This is a genomic window from Marinimicrobium sp. ARAG 43.8 (assembly GCF_050113635.1).
Taxonomy (GTDB): Bacteria; Pseudomonadota; Gammaproteobacteria; order Pseudomonadales; family Cellvibrionaceae; genus Marinimicrobium.
Map to the genome: position 1 here is coordinate 148,785 of NZ_JBNJLT010000006.1, position 18,458 is coordinate 167,242.

The window sequence follows — 18,458 nt, forward strand, 5'->3', positions numbered from 1 at the left end:
GCTGCGGGCGAATTCACCGCACGCTCACGGCACCCAAGGCACGGCGTAGCCGTTCTCCGCCATCCTCAGGTAAACCGCAGCGCAGCCATCCTTCCCCCGGGTGGCTGGCGCTGTCACCGAGTCGCAACCACAGGCGTTGCTGTGCCAACTGGTGATGCACGGCCTCCAGTGTCGATGCCTCGCCACGCAAGGTGACAAACAGGCCGCCATTGGCCAATGTCGCTCTCCCCTCCAAATTCTTTTTTACCCGGCCCTTTTCGTTCAGTAACGGCAACGCCTGCCACATTTCTTCCAGTGCTGCGGACGCCCGAAGTAACCGCTCTCGCTGGACTTCTTGCCAAGACCTGTCCCGCAGCGCCTGGCACCCAATCCATTGCGCGGGGTGGGACACACCCCAGGGGCATACCTCGTTGCGCAGAGCCTCGAACAACGTCGGTGCTCCCCGCCGTTCCCCTATGCCAGGACGGCCCAGTAAAAACCCCAGACGAACCCCCGCCAGCCCAAAAAATTTTCCCAACGACCGCAGTACCCACAGCCTTGCCCGCTCGCCTACTTGAGAATGTTCATCCAACAGCGGCGCGACACTTCGTTCAGGCGTCAAGTCGATAAACGCCTCGTCCACGAGAACGACCGAGCGTTCGTTGAGCCCCGACAAATAGCGTTCCACGCGCTCACAGGCCAACCTTTCGCCCGTGGGGTTATTGGGGTTGATCAGTACCAGATGGTCGATCCGGCGTTGCGCCACATACTCATCCAGTTCGTCAAGGTGACGGTAAAACACGGGCTGATGTCCGGCGGCCACCCAGGCGCGTTCGTGCTCTCGGTAACCGGGGCAAGGGAGCGCCACGCGACCGCGCGCCACATGCGTGGGCAGCCGGGCAATTCCGAACTGGCTGCCAGGCAATGGCAACACCTGTTCCCCCGAAATCCGGTAGTAACTGGCCGCTACCTCGCACAGCGCTGTGCCCGGCTCCGGCAAACGCTGCCAGACGTCGTTGGGGACTGGCGGCACCGGCCAGCTCCAGGGGCTGATGCCCGTGGACAGGTCCTGCCAGTCGCCCTCCCCATACAACGAGCGCGCGCTATCGAGATTGCCGCCGTGCCTCATGCGACGGCGCCACACAGAAGACAGAGCGCCAGAATATAGAACGAAAGTACCCCCAGGACGCCCAGCACCGTGCGCCGGATCAAACCCAACACACGCTGAAGATCACCGTCCTGCGGTTCTCTGCTGGTGCCAAACCAGGGCTTTTCCCGACGGTGACCGTGGTAGAGGGCAGGTCCTCCTAAATGGCATTCCAGTGCCCCCGCGCCCGCACACATCACGGGGCCAGCATTGGGGCTATCGCATTGAGCCGCCTGGGTTTGCCAGCAATGCCACGCCGCTCGACGAGCCGCAGTGCCGGGCGCGGCCAGCACGAAGCCGAGTGCGGTCAATCGCGCCGGCAGAACATTGAGCAGATCATCGGTGCGGGCCGCCGCCCAGCCAAACGCACTAAAGCGAGCATTGCGATACCCCCACATGGCATCCAGTGTATTCACCAGCCGATAGAGCACCACGCCCGGCAGCCCCAACAGCGTCAACCAAAACAGCGGCGCCACAATCGCGTCACTGGTATTTTCCAGCGCCGATTCCAGCGCAGCCCGGCGCAATTCTGGCCAGTCGGCGTCAGTACAGTCACGACTGACAATACGGCCAACGGCATCGCGTGCGGCCATTAAATCTTCATGATGGAACGCCTGTTGGATGTCCTGCAGATGATCCAGCAGACTTTTGTGACCGAGCGCCCAATACAACCCCAGCGCACAGAGCAATCCGTACACTCCCGATCCAAACATCCCTGAACCTGACTGGGCAACGGATAACAACAGCCATTGCAGCCCCGCCGCCACCCCCACAAACGGAGCCACGGCCAGTAACAGGGCGACCACGCCTTGCCCGCGCCGCCTGCGATTCAATCCGGCCTCCAGCTCAGCCGCGTACCGGCCAAAACCGACCAGAGGGTGCCAGCGACGGGGCTCACCCAGCCAACCGTCTAGTACATAGCCCAGCCACAGCGCCGGCAGCACGATCAGACTCATGACGGCCATCCCATCAACACCAGCAACCAATACCACAGCAGGAGCACTTCCAGACATTCCACCAGGGCGCCCAGCGTGTCGCCGGTATACCCCCCGATCTGCCGTTGCCAAAACGCTCGCCACGCCCAGGTCACCAGGCCCAGCATCACCAGCAGCCCCACCGCCGGAACGGCGGGAAAGACCATCAATGGCGCTGAAAGGGTCACTCCCAGCGCCGCCCAGTACGCCAGGGACGAACGACCACCACTCAGCCCGGACGCCAACCCCATTGGCCGCGCATACCGGGACGACATCAACACTGGCAACAGCATGACGCGAGGCAATGCCAGCAGCAGGCACCAAAATGCCACCTCGGCCGTCAAGGGCCGGGTCAGTAGTGCCTCCAGTGCCAGCCATTTACCCAGCAGCACCGACACCAGGGCAACTACCGCCATCGGACCGCTGGCCGGGTCGTGCATCACACGCAATATACGGTCGCTTCGCTCCGCCGCATCGGTGCAGCGATGACCGGCGGCATAGCCATCGACGCTGTCGGCCAACCCGTCCAGGTGCAGCGCCCCGGTCAGAGCCACCCATAGCACCACGATGACAAACGCGGTCAGTCCGACCGGCCAAGCCGCCATTAACCAGGATACGGCCCACAACACACCGCCCAGCAATGCCCCCACCAGTGGGTAATAGACCGGGGACAAATGCTGTGCTGCCGCACTCCATTGAAAGCGCGGCACAAAAGGTAACCGGGACATCAGTGCCAACGCCCCCAGCAGCGCCCGCCAATGCTCAAGCAGGTTCACGGATTGCCCTCTGACAAGTGCCCGTCTTTCCAGCGCAGGGAGACATAGTGCGCATAAGGCACGTGGTGACCACGCAGTAAGCCGCGCGGCTGTTGATGGGCGCGAGTCAGCAACAACCGGATGACGCCCCCATGGGTAATCAGTAGCAGGCGTTGCCCGTTGTGCTGGCTGGCCAGACGATCCAGCGCGGTCATCACCCGATCGGCAAAAACCGCCAGTGGTTCACCCCCCGGTGGCGTATAGCGCTCGGGATCATCGCCCCAGTCTTTCAACAGCTGCGAATGGGTCTCCCAGAGTTCATCGTACCGGCGCCTCTCCCAATCGCCGAAGTGCATCTCGCGCAGATCCGGCTCTACGATCAAAGGCAGGGACAGCCTGGCCGCCGTCGCTTCTGCGAAGTGATAACAGCGTTTCAGCGGCGAGCTGACCACACCGTCCCACCTGTCATCGCGCCGCGCCTGAATTTGCGCCTCCATGGCCGCTCGCCCTTCCGGCGTCAATAACACATCGCTGGAACCGCGAAACATTTCGCCGCCTTCACACTGCCCATGGCGTAAAAGATCCAACCGTGTGTCAACCATCACTTACCCCGGCAGATTCAAACGTGGCCATTTCCCGGTGCATGGCCAACGCACTGCGAATCAGCGGTACCGCCAGCGCCGCGCCGCTACCTTCCCCCAGACGCATATCCAACGCCAGCAGGGGTCGGGCATCAAGCGCCGCCAGCAACGCTTGGTGGCCCGGCTCGCCCGAAGCATGGGCGAACAGCAACCAGTCCTTCGTCGCGGGCAGCAACCGCACCGCCAGCAGCGCCGCCACAGTGGTGATATAGCCATCAACCAGTGCCGGAACCCCACGCTGAGCGCAGCGAATGTAGGCGCCGGTCAGTGCCGCAATTTCAAAACCGCCCAGGCAGCGCAGCGTCTGCATCGGATCACTGAGATGGTCGGCATGTCGCTCCAGGCTCTGTGCCACCACCGTTTGCTTGTGTCGGAGAGTCGGCGCATCTACCCCAGTGCCGGGGCCGACGACCTGCTCGGGCGACTGGCTCAACAGCGCCGCCTGTATGGCGGAAGCCGAGGTGGTATTGCCAATGCCCATTTCCCCACCAATCCAGAGGTCACACTGGCCCACCGCGTCCCGGCCAGCGTCCAAAGCGCTGCGCAGCTGATGATCAGTCATCGCCGCTTCAACGGTAAAGTCTGCCGTGCCCGGCCCCAGTGGGCTGTCGATCAACCGCGGATCGGCACTCACCGGAGCGACACACCCCAGATTCACCACCTTGAAATCCGCCTCGCAATGGCGGGCCAGCACACTGATGGCGGCACCGCCCTGGCAAAAATTGGCCACCATCTGCGCAGTCACCGCTTGGGGGTAAGCCGACACGCCCTGTGCCGCCACCCCATGATCGGCGGCAAACACGCGCACAGCCACGTCTTCTATAGAGGGGCAACTCTTGCCCTGCCAGGCGGCAAAGCACTCGGCCAACCGCTCCAACTGACCGAGCGAGCCTCGCGGTTTGGTCAGCTGCTGCTGGCGGGTACGAGCCGCTTCCAGCGCTTCCGCGTTCAGGGGAGCAGCGCCCTCCTGCCACCAATCGATGTTTGTCGAGTGACTCACGACTCCCCCTTGAGCGTCAACGGCAAACCGGCCACCACCAGAGTGACGGTGTCACACAACGGCACCAGCGCCTGATGAAGCCAGCCGCTGGCATCCACAAATTCGCGGGACAGCTGTCCCATCGGGACGACGCCCGAACCCACTTCGTTACTCACCAGCACCACCGAGAGCGGCGCGTCCTGCAACGAGTGCATCACCTCCAACAGTTGATCCCGCTCTTGTAGCCAGCACGCTTCATGCAGAGCGTTGCTGATCCACAGCGTCAAGCAATCCACCAGCACACAGGCGGAACGATCCCGCAACCGATCGAGCACTTCCGCCAGTTTCAGGGGCGCTTCGACCAGTTGCCAACGCGCATCGCGATCCGCCTGGTGGGCGCGGATACGCTGCCGCATTTCGTCATCACCCGCTTTGGCGGTCGCGACATAAATCAATTCGCCCCGACCTATTTCAGAACACGTGTCAGGACACTCGTCAGACCATTCCAAAGCCCGGGCTTCCGCCAGACGACTTTTGCCGCTGCGGGCACCGCCGAGAATCAGTTGTTTCATCCTCCGCTTCCTTTGTCCGAACCCATTTAATCCCCCGGCAATACTACGGGCTTGCCAGTATGAGGGTGTGACAGCACCGTCACACCCGTGTCGAAGAGGCGGCTTATGCACGCCTCGGTCACCACGGCTTCGGGCGTACCGTAAGCCGCACATTGCCCCTGTTGCAACGCCAGAAGGTGATCGCTGTAGGCCGCCGCCAAGGTAATGTCATGGACCACCATCACGACCGCCACGCCGCTGTCGGCAAAGGTGCGCACGGCCTGCATGAGTTGCCTCTGATGACCGAGATCGAGCGATGTCACCGGCTCGTCGAGCAGCAATAAACGCCCCCTTTTTCCGTCGTCTCGCCAGATTTGCGCCATCACCCGAGCCAGTTGCACTCGCTGCTTTTCCCCGCCGGAAAGGGACGGGTACAGTCGGCCCGACAGGTGGGCGACATCCAGCGCCGCCATGGCGGCCCGGCACACCTGATGATCCACCGCTGCGCCGGTACTGTGCGGCGTGCGCCCCAGCGCCACCACCTCGGCCACGGTGAAGGGAAAAGACAGCGGGTTGGCCTGGGTCAACACCGCCATGGACAGGGCGCGCTCGGCTGTCGACCACTGTGACAGCCGCTGGCCGCCAAAAAACAGAGAGCCGCTGGCCGGTTCCAGATCCCCACTGATGGTGCGCAGCAAGGTGGTTTTACCGGCGCCGTTGGGGCCGATAATGGACAGCACCTCGCCCGGCTGCACCGCGAATGACACATCGGAAAGCAATTCGCGACCGCTGACCTGCACGGACAGATGGTCGATGTTCAGCAGCGGGTTCATTCACTCCCCTCACGACGCCGATGACGCAACAGAGAGATAAAAAACGGGGCACCCAGCAAAGCGGTGATCAACCCCACTGGCAATTCCGCCGGGGCCATCACAGTGCGCGCCAACACGTCCGCCAGCAGCAGAAGCACCGCCCCGCCAAGCGCACACAACGGCAGCAGAACGCGATGATCCGGCCCCACCCAAAGCCGAACCATATGAGGCACCACCAGCCCCACGAAAGCAATGCTGCCAGACACCGCCACCGACAGGCCAACGCCGGCCGCGACCAGGAGGATCAGACGGGTTTTAAGACGCTCGACATCGATACCCAGATGTCGCGCCTGAGACTCACCCAGCAACAGCGTATTCAAAGCACGCCCAAAAGCGGGCAGCGCCACCAGCAGCAGCAACAGCAACGCGGCCGCAAGTCCGGCTCGGGGAAAATTCGCTCCCTCCAGGCCACCCATGCGCCACAGACTCATTCGCCGGAGCATTTCATTATCGGCTACATAGTCCAGCAGCCCCGTCGCACTGGCGGCCAGGGCCGAGACCGCAATGCCCATTAATAGCATTGTTGCCACGGAGGTGCCGTTGACACTGGTGGCCACGCGATACACCAGCCAGACGGCCAGCAGACCGCCACTAAAAGCGCCCAGGGAAATCAGTGAAAGACCGGCCACGCCGCCCAGCGCGGCGCCCAGCCCGGCGCCGAACATAATCATCAAGCTGGCACCGACGGAGGCACCGGCGGTGACTCCAATCAGGGAGGGGTCGGCCAGGGGATTGCGAAACAGCCCCTGCAAAATCGCACCACACACCGCGAGAATCGCACCAACGCTGGCCGCCAGCAGTGCGCGGGGAATCCGAATGGAATGAATGATCAACGCCAGGTGCTGTGGTACTTCACCGCCCGTCAGAGCCTTCCACACGGTGGCGGGCGGCAGCGATACCGACCCCATGGCCAGCGCCAGCACTGTGCTGATGCCCAGCAGGCCCAGTAATACCAGGGTCGCTTGCCGGCGTCGGCGAAGGCGCTGCTCCGTATGCACCACCACGTCAGGGAGCCCGCACCAGTTCGTTGGTACTCATCGGCGTGGCCTTCGCTCGCCATCGCTGTAACCAGCAAGCATCCATATGCGTCGCCAGGGTGTCGGCCAAACGATTGAGCGAGGCCTCGCGCTGTTCTGTAATGGACACCCCGGGGGACGACGTCAACCCGGCCCAACCCAGCAACAGCCCCTGCACCTCCGGCTGGTCGAGAATCCCGTGCACATAGGTGCCGATTATCTGGCCATCTTCGCTGATAGCCCCGTCGGCACGACCGGATGAGTCGGTATGGCCGGAGGAAAAAGTCAGCAACGGCTTCTCCAGCGCCGTACCGGTGGTTTCACCGCAATGAATTTCATAACCCTTAAAAGGAACGCTTTCTCCGTCCAGGCTCAGCCGCCCTTCGACATTGTGCAGCGCTTTTTCGGCTCTCAGGCATGTATCGATATCGAGCAGCCCCAGCCCGCGACTTTCCCCGGGTAAGCCTTCCACCCCCTCCGGATCGGCAATGCGCTGGCCCAGCATTTGATAACCGCCGCACAACCCCAGCACTTTGCCGCCGTAGCGCAAGTGGCGTTTCAGATCATTGTCCCAGCCACTGTCGCGAAGCAGGTTCAAATCCCGGCGCACATTTTTCGTGCCGGGCAGAATCACCCAGTCACAAGCGGGCAAAGGCTCGCCCGGCAACACCCAGCACAACTCAACGTCCGGGTTGAGGCGCAAGCTGTCAACGTCGGTGTGATTACTGATGCGGGAAAACACCGGCACGGCCACCCGCATTTTGGCACCGGGCTTTCGGGCACTGTGGGTCAAGGCGTCCTCGGCATCCAGATACAGGCCGTGCAAATAGGGCAAAACGCCGAGCACCGGCTTGCCGGTTTTTTGCTCGAGCCAGTCCAACCCCGGCTGCAACAGTGCGAGGTCACCCCGGAAGCGATTAATGACAACCCCTTCCACCCGCTGGCGCTCCGAATCCGACAGCAGCGCCAGCGTCCCCACCAACTGTGCGAACACACCGCCTTTGTCGATATCCGCCACCAGGATGACCGGACAGTCCACGGCTTCGGCAAACCCCATATTGGCAATGTCGTTATCGCGCAAATTGATCTCAGCGGGGCTACCCGCGCCTTCGGCCACAATCAGGCGATAGCGTTCGCCGAGGCGTCGGTGGGACAGCTGCACAGCGGCCATCGCTTCACGCTTATAAGCGTGATACCGGTCAGCATCCATGTTGGACAGGGCCCGCCCATGCACAATCACCTGGGCGCCGATATCGCTGTTGGGTTTGAGCAGAACCGGATTCATATCCGTATGCGGCGGAAGAAAACAGGCCTGCGCCTGCAAGGCCTGGGAGCGACCGATTTCACCCCCATCCACCGTCACGGCACTGTTGAGCGCCATGTTCTGGGGTTTGAAAGGCGCGACCGATAGGCCGTCCCTCGCCAGCAGCCGGCACAACCCCGCCACTACCGTACTTTTTCCGGCGTCGGAGGTAGTGCCTTGAACCATCAGGGTAGCCATGCGGGCGCGCTCAGTAATCCACGCCCTGGCGGGCCTTGATACCGGCACGGAAGGCATGTTTAACGTCTTTGACGTCGGAGACAGTATCCATAATGTCTTGCAGGGCACTACCGCCACCGCGCCCCGTTACCACAACGCTCTGCGCCGACGGGCGATTCTGGATGGCCTGCAGTATCCGCTGTTCGTCCAGGTATTGATAGGCAATCATATACGTGAGTTCATCCAGCACCACCAGTGCGACGTCCGGATTCTTGAGCAAGGCTTCCGCTTCTGCCCAGGTCTGTTCCGCAGCGGATATATCGCCGCTGCGATCCTGGGTATTCCAGGTAAAACCGGTGCCCATCTGGTAAAAATGTACCTGCGGGCAATGATCCCGCAGGTACAGCTCTTCACCGGACAACTGCGCCCCTTTAATAAACTGCACGACGCCGACACGCTGCCCATAACCCAACGCACGCATCACCATGCCAAACGCGGAACTGGATTTACCCTTGCCGTTGCCAGTCAGGAGCAAGGCTATGCCGCGCTCGGTTTTTGCCTCGGCAATGCGGGCGTCCACTTTCGCCTTCTGCTTTTGCATCGACGCTTTGTGTTTGTCATCCTTGCGAGTGTGTTCGGTGTGCGGGTCCTGGTCAGTCATCGGTGTACCTCGTGTATGATCAGAAGGTGAATTCCACCCCGGCGTAGCCGGCGGCGCCAGCGGTGTAGTAGTTGGGCACTTCCACGTAATCCTCATCCAGGATGTTTTCGCCGCGGACATACACCACGACACTCTCGCTCCAGTGATAACGCACGTTGGCATTCAGTACGTGGTAATTTTCCAGCCGGGTGAGGCCGTCGTAACGGTCCCGTGCTACGCGCCAGTCCAGACTCGCCAACCAGTCGGCGGTGGGCGTAAAGCGTACACCGATATTGGCCAGATGTTTGGGCCGACGCGAACGCGGGTTGCCGTCATCGGCTTCAGTGTCCACGTAGGTGTAGTTGGTGGTCAGTGCCCAGGTATCGGCCAGCGGCCACTGCGCGATCAGCTCCACACCCTGTGACTCGCTGCTCTGCTCACCCTGCATATAGCCAGCATAATTCACCAGATCGAAATAAATTTCATCGTCGATGGTCTGGTCGAACAGAACGGCTTCCAGGTGCAGGCCATTATTACCCAGGTACTCGATGCCGACATCCACACCGCGACTCTCTTCGGGGCTCACTGGTGACAGTACCTCCGGCATGGCCGAGGTGCGGTTGTAGTCGATCTCATACAGACTCGGCGCCCGGAAGCCGGTTCCCACACTGGATTTGAGTTTCAAGGTGCCATTGCCAACACCGGGGAATAAATACGCCGCGCTCACCCGATAGCTGGTGTTATCACCAAAATCCTCGTTGTCATCGTAGCGCACACCCGCGGTGACATACAGGCGGGACGCGTAATCGCCCTGATACTCCAGATACACGCCGTCCTGATCGCGCTCCAACACACCGACTGTATCTTCGCGGTGTTCCAGGCCGTAAACGAGCGTGTGAACATCGCTCAATCGGGTGTGACCGTTGAATTCCAGCTTGGCAATTTCCCCTTCCGTGTCATAGGACACATCGCCAGCGGCATAATTGGTACGAGAGACATCGGTTCGGGAGTACGACAGCGTATTTTCGCCACGCGTGTTGCGGTGCGTCAGGCTGCCGCGCACATTGGTCTGATCGAAAAAGCCCACGCAATCGTGAATGTACTCACCGGAGAAACAACGATCAAACTCATTGCGCGCGTCGACATCGCGCACGACGAGATCCGCATGCAAATTGTCACGAATATTCAACCCGACGCGAGCGTGCAGCGTGGTATTCTCGTAACCGTCCTTTTCACCGGACGTATCTTCCATGTGGGTATTGAAACCGTCGGTTTCCGCCCGTGCGGCGGACAGGTAAAAATCACCGGTCTCGTTGCCGCCACCGAGATAACCCGAATACTGCTGGCTGTTGTAGCGCCCTGCCTCGGCGTTGACGCCACCTTGAACCCCCTGGGACACATGGTCCGTGGTGATATTGATAACGCCGCCGGCATCGGCGCCGTACATTAAGCCCTGCGGACCGCGCAGCACTTCCACACTGGCAACCTGGGCGTTGAGCAGGTGTTGCACCTGACCAGTGGCCTGGGTGCCGGTGGGGTCCGAAACATCCACCCCGTCCACACGCACGAGCGTGCGATACCCCTCTTCGCCACGAATACTCAATGAGGTGGCTTTACCCATACCACCGGAGTTACTGACCGATACAGAAGGCAGACTGCGCAGGGCGTCGACCAGCGAGGGAGTGCCCAGTGCTTTCAGGTCTTCCTTATCCAATATCGACACGGAGCTTCCCACTTGACGCACCGGGGTAGGCGTCCTGGAAGACACAATCACCAGGGTTTCCAGCGCGGTTTGAGCATCGCTGCCGTTGCTGGCAGCGGTACGACTTTGCGCCACAGCGGGCACGGCGGAACTGGCGGCCATTAACGCCACCGATAGAAAAGACGGCTTAAACACAGTCGATCCCCTATGTTATAAAGTGGGCAAACATGGGGAGGGAGGAGTAGCAACGCGACTCGGCCGGGGCGCAGGACACCCCCACAGCGCGTGAAGAATTGCCGGATGGTAGCCCTCCGCTCCATCTCTGGTGAAGTGCGCCCGCCTAAAGCAGGCACATCACCGCGACGCAGGGCCGGTATCGGGCTGACAGGAGCGCGTTCTCCTGATCACCGTTGCGGGGGCAGCGCTGGATTTCCAGACTTCCCGTTTAACCTGCTCAGCCGCCCGAATAGCTCCGGGGGCAACAGGCACCCTGTGACGAGGTGCGCAATGTAGGGGAGCCGCGCGCCAAAGTCAACGCGCGGGGTGCGTCCGGCTACTCGAAGTAGTGCTGGTACTGTTCGGGAATGCCGTCGATGGATTTGATGTCAATACGCCGGAAAAAGGCTTCACCTGCTTCGCTTTGCAGCACGATCTGTCCTTCTGTCAATGGTTTGATCTCACCGTCTTCCGGAAAGGAAGAACCGCTGAGTGCCATAACCACTTCGCCATTCACAATATGTAGGCTCTTGTCGCCGTAGGTGATCAGATCCAGAGTGTTCCACTCACCGGAGGGCTTCTCATGGTCTTCTGACGCCCGGCAGGTAATATCGCTGCCATGCCCGCCGAAGGTTTTCAGTGGCGCTGTCGGGCTGTAGACCGGAGGCTCATCTTCGTTCACGGTTTCGCAGCGAATATCAATTTGCGAGTGGGCGATTTTCCACCAATCACCCGTGGTGCCATCCACGCCTTTCTCAACGATTTGAAATTCCTGGGACAGCGGCCAGGCTCGCCAGTAGTCCACGCCATGCTCACCCTGGCCGTGGTACAAAATACCGGTGTCCAATGGCAACTCTTTACGCGGTTGCCACTTTTGCGAGCCCCACTTAATTTGCAGACGCAGGTGATAATTGCTGAAGTCCTTGCGGGTAAAGATACCGCCATAGATTTCGCCGCTCACCCGCAACACCGGCTCACCGCTGTCGGTGCTGACGCTGAAGACATTCCACTCATCGCGACCGTAGCCCACCGGTTCCAGGTATTCACCTTGTTCATCGCGCTTGAGATCGCTCACCTCGGTGTCCGTGCTCGGGTAACCGAGATAGATTTCCCATTGGCTCAACTCTTCATCCAGCAGCGGTTGCCAGTCCGCCGCCTGAACACTCAACGAGCACAGCGCGCCCAATGTCGCAATCGATACCGTTCTCAAACAAGTCATTGCCGATTCCTTTTTGTCAAAATGACGGGGCGAACCCCTTATAGTTAGGACGACCTATCTTACGCGATTCCATGGGAAGGCGTCACGGATGCGCATCGCAAACCGAACCCAAGTGACACACAAAGGTCTGAAAACCGGCATTTTGCTCTACACTCTGTTGAGCCCCTAAATAACTTTACAACTTTGTCGCCACGAATCGATTAACCTGACGGCCTGGGCCGGAAAACACAGCGCACACATTACTGTAGAGAAAAGGATAGAAAAATGGATAGAACGCATTGGTTGGCCTGCTCCCTGATCGGCGCGACCGTCCTGTTCGGAGGCTGCCAGCAACCCGAACCCTCCGAGTCGGAACCCTTGTCGACAGAGGAAAGAGAAGCCCTTCTCGAGCAACTGCCTACCCTGGAGCAATCTTCTTCCAGTGCGCCGACCGAAGCCCCCGCCTCCGAGCCCTCTGATGCACCCTCCCCACCGGAACCAGGCGAAACACCCACAACGGCTTTTCCGCCGCCAGAGCCAGCACAGGCCGCAGACGGTGAGCCAGCCGGAGAAGCGCTCAGAATTGAAAGGTTCGCGCCGCAGGGGGACATCGATCGCGCCCGGCTGATCAGCCTGACGTTTTCCCAACCCATGGTCGATATCGGAGCACATGCCGAGCAGCCCACCCCCCCCATTACCGTAGAGCCCGCCGTGGACGGGCAATGGCGCTGGCTCGATACTTACAGTCTGGTTTTTGAGCCCAACACCGATGCCTTGCCCATGGCCACGGAATACACGGTCACCGTGGATGACTCACTGCGCTCTCTGGCCGGGCAATCGCTGAACGAGCGCCACCAATGGCACTTTGCCACGTCCGCTCTGGAAGTCACCCGTTATCATCCCGCCGCCGATCAACCGCTGGCCCAGCAACCCGTGCTGGTACTCATCTTTAATCAGCCCGTCGAGGCCGAGACGCTCATTCCCCGGCTACAAATCCGTTCTGCAAACGGCGACGATCAGGCTGATGGACAAACCTGGCCCGTCGAGCAAGCCCCGCCCGCCCTGATTGAGCGGGACCTCTACCAGGCCGGTGATGTGATTGAAGGACTCGCCGAGGGGCACTGGGTGGCCGTAACACCGAGCGAGCCTCTCCCGAAAGATCACACGTTCACCCTGACATTGCCAGCCGGAACGACGGTTACCAACGGCAACAGGGTCTCCAACGACAGCAAAGCCACCAACGGCAACAGAGCCACCCCCGAGGCCCAACACCACACACTGCGCACCGCCGGCCCGCTGGCCATGGAGCCCAGTCAATGCACTGAGCGCTCGCCCTGCAGCCCTGAAGCCGGCTTCCGGATTTCACTGAATAATCCGCTGAGCGATGACTGGAGCAAAGACCAACTCACCGTCTCCCCGGACGTACCGGAATTGGCTGTCAGTGTGTATGGCAACCGCCTTTATCTCAGCGGCGACTTCGAGCCCGAAACGCGCTACACCGTGACACTGAAAGCGGGCACCACTGACCAGTTTGAGCAGGTATTACAACAAGACCTCTCCGTGGAGCAGTTCACCCGCACATTCAATCCGATGCTGCAATTACCGGGAGGGCGTGTCGTGACGCTGCCCGCTCATCTGCGCCACGAATTACCCGTCTACAGTCGCAACGTTCAACATCTTGATGTGGAGCTGCGCCGGGTTACGCCAGAGGATTGGTCGGCGTTTCAGCAGTTCGAACGCCAGCCTCGCGACACGACAGCCGCCGCAAGCCCACCCGGCGAAGTGGCCGCGCGCTTCCGCCTTGAACTGGATGACCAGGGCCGAGCGGTCACCACCACCGGAATCCCGCTGGATGAGGCGCTGGACGATCGCGGGCCGGGCCATGTCATCGTAACGTTGCGCGCCACCGAACTCGATCAAGAGCGACACCCCACTTATTCACGTTCTGACCGCCACGTCTGGGTCCAGGTCAGCAACCTTGGAGTCAGCACCTACACCGATGCACAGGACATCGTCAGCTGGGCCACACGACTGGATAACGGACAACCCGTGGAGGGAGCGGAGCTGCGCATCAACGCCGAGCGCGCGACCACCGATGCCGACGGCATTGCGGTTCTCGACACCAGCGCCGTCGACGACAGTGAGAGCGCCGCGCTGCTCTCTCTCGGTAACGATCAACTGCTGCTGCCCGAACTGAATCGGCGGCGGCCATGGCTATACGACAGCGGTGCCCAGTTCCCTACCCTGACCTTTACTGATCGCGGCCTTTACCAGCCGGGGGAAACCGTTCACTTAAAAGGAATCACCCGTCAACTGACGGCGGGCCCCGAGGGCGATGTTGTACTACCGACATCGATCACCCACGCCCAGTGGCACGCCTACGATGGCCAGAGCCAGGAAGTTGCCAAGGGCCGCGTCGAGCTAAACTCGATGGGTGCGTTTGATTTGAGTTTTGCCATTCCCAAGTCTGCGGCTTCCGGCATGGGTCATGTGGAGTTGCAGCTGCAGCGCGATGGCTCCGACCAGAAACCACAAAATGTCACGCGCCTTTATCAGGGATTCCAGATCGAGGAGTACCGCCGCCCGGAGTACGAAGTGGTTACCACACTGGCGGAAGATGATGACTTTTACATCGCACAAACCGAGCTGAACGCCGACGTCACCGCCACCTATTATTCCGGCGGTGCCCTGCCCAACGCCCCGGTTCAATGGCAGGTTTCTTTGAACAAAACGCATTTTGCCCCGCCCGGCTGGAGCGAATATGTCTTTGGCCAGTGGCGACCCATCTGGTATCGCAGCCTATGGCCTATGCCGGAGCCGGAAGTGTGGCGCAAGCCCTTTGACGGGGTCACCGGTAGCGATGGTAAGCACCGCTTGCCGCTGGAGCCCAACGACCAGCTCGCGCTGGATGATCTGCGCTACGCTCACCGGCTGACCGCCGAAGCAACCGTCACCGATGTGAACCGCCAGCAGTGGAGCAGCCGCAGCGAGCAACTGATACACCCGGCCAGCCGCTATGTGGGATTGCGGACCGAAAACACCCTGGCCAAAGCAGACAATCCCATTACGCTGCACTGGGTGACTGTTGATATCGAGGGTGAGCGCGCGAGCGGGACAGCGCCCGACTTACGCATTGAACGAATGACCTGGGAGAACGATGATTGGACCGTCGCTGAAACACTGACCTGCGAAAAGGGTAGCGAGAACAGCTGTACGTTTACGCCGGAACAGGCCGGACAATATCGTTTGACGGCATCCGTTAGCGATGAACACCAACGCATCAGCGAAACGCAAATGACCCTGTGGGTTGCCGGTGAAAATGCGCCTGATTTTCCCTCCCCCGCCAATATGGAACCCGCGGTTCAGTTGATTCCGGATCAGGAAAGCTACGAGCCCGGCGACACCGCGCGGCTACAGATTCAGGCTCCGTTTTCTGGAAACGGCCAACAAGCCAGCGCGTTGATAACCGTTCAACAGCAGGGGTTGAAGGCTTACTACCCTATCGTGCTGGACAACGGCCAATATACGCTGGAGCTCCCTATCGGTGAGACGGACATGCCCGGGCTTACTATCCAGGTTGACGCTATCCAGGTTGATGCTATCCAAGTTGACGCCGCCGGCAATCGCCAGGGTAGTCGACGGCCGCAATACGCCACCGGCATGATGCGACTCCCGGTCAGTACGGAATCGCGGGCATTGAACGTAACTCTTGACACCGATAAACAAACGCTAAAACCGGGGCAGACCGTGACCGCCTCTCTCGCCGTTAAAGACCACGAAGGTCACGCCTTCAGCGAAGGGCAGGTGACGCTCTACGCGGTGGACGATGCCGTGCTGGGATTAACCGGGTACACCGCTCCGGCGGCTCTGGACGCGTTCTATCGTGATCGTCCGCTGGGCGTTGACACCACTCATTCCCGGTTCGGTCTCCTGGAACCGCCTCAGGAAGAGATGATGGTCAGTGGCAGCCTGGCGGAAAAAGCTTCGGCCCGTTTTGCCGCCGACATGGCCGCTCCGCCATCAGGCAACGGCGGTGTGACACCTCGCTCCGATTTCAATCCACTGGCCACGTTCCAATCCACGGTTGCACTCAACGGCAACGGTGAGGCTGACGTTTCCTTCACGCTACCCGACACATTGACACGCTACCGATTGATTGCAGTGGCTTATGGTGAACAGCAGTTTGGTGTGGGTGAATCCGAACTGACGGTGGGTCTGCCACTCATGGTGCGTCCTTCCCTCCCTCGCTTCCTCAATCTCGGTGACAACGCCGAGTTGCCGGTGGTGGTTCAGAACACGACCGACCAACCGATGACGGTCAAGCTGGCATTGCGCGCCGCCAACCTGACCATTACCGGTGAACCTGGTCGACGTTTAACGATTCCCGCCAACGACCGCCGCGAAATCCGCTTCACAGCCGAGCCGATTGAAACCGGCACAGCCACGGTGCAAGTAATCGTGCAATCGGGACAACATCAGGACGCGGCAGAAATCTCCCTGCCGGTGGAAAGACCCGCGACCCGCGAAGCCTTTGCACAATACGGCAGTTTGACCGAGGGCAATACTTTCCTGGGAATGGCCGTGCCGGACAATGTCTATCGCGACTTCGGTGGCCTAAGCCTCACCACCAGCAGCAGCCAGCTTCAGTCATTAAGCGACGCGTTCCTGTATTTGCTGGACTACCCCTACGGTGGCTCGGAACAACTGGCCTCCCGACTGATGGCCATTACCGTGTTGAAAGACTTGCTCGGCGAGTTTCACGCCGAGGGACTTCCGGAGCCACAAGCCATTGAGAACAGCGTCTCCGATATCCTCGCACGCTTGCAGGAATTGCAGAACAGCGATGGCGGCTGGGGTTTCTGGAGTCGGGATGGCCGGTCCTATCCCTGGGTGTCGGTTCACGTGACCCACGCGCTGCTGCGTGCCCGCGAAGCCGGTTATGCCATTGAGCCCTCCGTGCTTGACGCCGCCCTTGCCTATAACCGGGATATCACCCAACACCTGCCCGACACTCTCGGTGCCAAAGCCGAGAACAGTACGCACGCCTACAGTCTGTATGTGCGGTCGCTCAATGGTACGCCGGTGGCAGAACAGGCGGTGACACTGTTTGAGAACGCCGATGAAGACGCGGTGAGTCTGGAGGCGATGGGCTGGCTGCTCAGCGTCGCTGGTAACGCGGATTCCGCTCGCGGCATGCGGCAGGAAATCCACCGCCGCCTCAATAACCAGTTGCGGGAAACGGCGGCCACCGCGCAGTTCGTGGATGACTACCCGCAGAACGGCCATTGGATCCTTTATGGCAGCCGTCGTACCGACGCTGTGGTGTTGGACGCTCTGCTCACGCACGACACGGACACAAATCAAGTCGAAAAAAGTGACCTGCCCGAAAAACTCGCCCGCGGTTTACTCAATGACCGTCGCAACGGTCGTTGGGGCAATACACAGGAAAACGTATTTGCGTTGCTTGCGTTGAAACGCTACTTCCTGGCTCGGGAGAGCGAGGTTCCCGACTTGACGTTGCGAGCCTGGCTCGGCGATACCTACCTCGGCGACGCAACATTTCAGGGCCGTCAAACCGAACCGCACACGACCCAGGTTGCCATGAACACACTGCAAACCATGACCGAGTCGCAAAGCAGTGATCGCACCTCAACGCTGACGCTGCAACACCAGGGCAGCGGCCGTGTATATTATCGGGTGGGGCTGCAATACGCACCGGCGGACTTGCAGCTGGATTCGGCCAGTCACGGTTTCCGGGTGACACGGCAATACGAACCCATCAATGACCCCGACGACGTCAAGCGAGCGGAGGATGGCACCTGGGAAATTCGTGCCGGGGCGGCGGTGAACGTCAAACTGACCCTGACCGTGCCCGCGCGCCGACACCATGTGGCGCTCACCGATTATCTACCCGCCGGCTTTGAAGCGCTGAACCCGGCGCTACAAACCACGGCCACGGCCCGGCCACCGGAAATTTCAAGGGGTTCCCTGATCCGCCGCCCCGCTCCCTGGCCTCAGCACTGGTACGAGCATCAGCAATTGCGCAATGAGCGCACCGACGCGTTCAGCACTGAAGTGGAAGCGGGTGTTTACGAGTACGAATACACGGCGCTGGCGACAACCCCTGGCACGTTTATCGCGCCTCCGGCAATCGCCGAGGAACTGTATCAACCGGAAACGTTTGGCCGAACGGCGACAAATGTGGTTCGCATTCGAGCCAGGCCTTAAGTGATCAAAAACGGGAGAGGCGTCAGGGATGACGCGATCATAAAACGGCGCCGTCCCTGGCACCTATTGTGTATCAGACC

General features: G+C 60.6%; 13 protein-coding genes and 1 riboswitch. Of the genes, 1 reads left to right on the plus strand and 12 read right to left on the minus strand.

Annotation, left to right across the window (positions count from 1 at the left end; genetic code table 11):
* Positions 1–13: 13 nt before the first annotated feature.
* The 12 genes from ACQCLF_RS12820 to ACQCLF_RS12875 form a co-directional block, all read right to left on the minus strand.
* Complete coding sequence (locus ACQCLF_RS12820) at positions 14–1,108, minus strand: aminotransferase class I/II-fold pyridoxal phosphate-dependent enzyme (RefSeq protein WP_426987879.1); 1,095 nt, start codon at positions 1,106–1,108, stop codon at positions 14–16.
* Positions 1,105–2,082: a CobD/CbiB family cobalamin biosynthesis protein gene (locus ACQCLF_RS12825; RefSeq protein WP_426987881.1), complete on the minus strand. Its 978-nt coding sequence runs from the start codon at positions 2,080–2,082 to the stop codon at positions 1,105–1,107. Before ACQCLF_RS12825 ends, ACQCLF_RS12820 begins: the two co-directional genes overlap by 4 nt.
* Positions 2,079–2,876, minus strand: coding sequence for an adenosylcobinamide-GDP ribazoletransferase (locus ACQCLF_RS12830; protein ID WP_426987883.1), 798 nt, complete (start codon positions 2,874–2,876; stop codon positions 2,079–2,081). The genes ACQCLF_RS12825 and ACQCLF_RS12830 overlap by 4 nt, the downstream gene beginning before the upstream one ends.
* Entirely contained in the window at positions 2,873–3,457 is a 585-nt protein-coding gene (locus ACQCLF_RS12835; RefSeq protein WP_426987885.1) for a histidine phosphatase family protein, read from the minus strand. The genes ACQCLF_RS12830 and ACQCLF_RS12835 overlap by 4 nt, the downstream gene beginning before the upstream one ends.
* Positions 3,450–4,496: a nicotinate-nucleotide--dimethylbenzimidazole phosphoribosyltransferase gene (gene cobT, locus ACQCLF_RS12840; protein ID WP_426987887.1), complete on the minus strand. Its 1,047-nt coding sequence runs from the start codon at positions 4,494–4,496 to the stop codon at positions 3,450–3,452. The genes ACQCLF_RS12835 and cobT overlap by 8 nt, the downstream gene beginning before the upstream one ends.
* On the minus strand, positions 4,493–5,047 hold the full coding sequence (gene cobU, locus ACQCLF_RS12845; RefSeq protein WP_426987889.1) for a bifunctional adenosylcobinamide kinase/adenosylcobinamide-phosphate guanylyltransferase: 555 nt from the start codon (positions 5,045–5,047) through the stop codon (positions 4,493–4,495). The genes cobT and cobU overlap by 4 nt, the downstream gene beginning before the upstream one ends.
* A 26-nt stretch (positions 5,048–5,073) precedes the next feature.
* Positions 5,074–5,859, minus strand: coding sequence for a heme ABC transporter ATP-binding protein (locus tag ACQCLF_RS12850; RefSeq protein WP_426987891.1), 786 nt, complete (start codon positions 5,857–5,859; stop codon positions 5,074–5,076).
* Complete coding sequence (locus ACQCLF_RS12855; RefSeq protein WP_426988034.1) at positions 5,856–6,899, minus strand: FecCD family ABC transporter permease; 1,044 nt, start codon at positions 6,897–6,899, stop codon at positions 5,856–5,858. Before ACQCLF_RS12855 ends, ACQCLF_RS12850 begins: the two co-directional genes overlap by 4 nt.
* Positions 6,900–6,903: 4 nt before the next feature.
* Entirely contained in the window at positions 6,904–8,415 is a 1,512-nt protein-coding gene (locus ACQCLF_RS12860) for a cobyric acid synthase (RefSeq protein ID WP_426987893.1), read from the minus strand.
* A 10-nt stretch (positions 8,416–8,425) separates the two neighbouring features.
* Positions 8,426–9,055, minus strand: coding sequence for a cob(I)yrinic acid a,c-diamide adenosyltransferase (gene cobO, locus ACQCLF_RS12865; protein ID WP_426987895.1), 630 nt, complete (start codon positions 9,053–9,055; stop codon positions 8,426–8,428).
* A 19-nt stretch (positions 9,056–9,074) separates the two neighbouring features.
* Entirely contained in the window at positions 9,075–10,931 is a 1,857-nt protein-coding gene (locus ACQCLF_RS12870) for a TonB-dependent receptor plug domain-containing protein (RefSeq protein WP_426987896.1), read from the minus strand.
* Positions 10,932–11,087: 156 nt separating this feature from the next.
* Positions 11,088–11,244: riboswitch (cobalamin riboswitch) on the minus strand.
* Positions 11,245–11,289: 45 nt separating this feature from the next.
* Entirely contained in the window at positions 11,290–12,171 is an 882-nt protein-coding gene (locus ACQCLF_RS12875; protein ID WP_426987898.1) for a 3-keto-disaccharide hydrolase, read from the minus strand.
* A gap of 264 nt (positions 12,172–12,435) precedes the next feature.
* On the opposite strand from ACQCLF_RS12875, the gene ACQCLF_RS12880 reads away from it, so the two are divergent.
* Positions 12,436–18,378, plus strand: coding sequence for a DUF6049 family protein (locus tag ACQCLF_RS12880; RefSeq protein WP_426987900.1), 5,943 nt, complete (start codon positions 12,436–12,438; stop codon positions 18,376–18,378).
* The last annotated feature ends 80 nt before the right edge of the window (positions 18,379–18,458 follow it).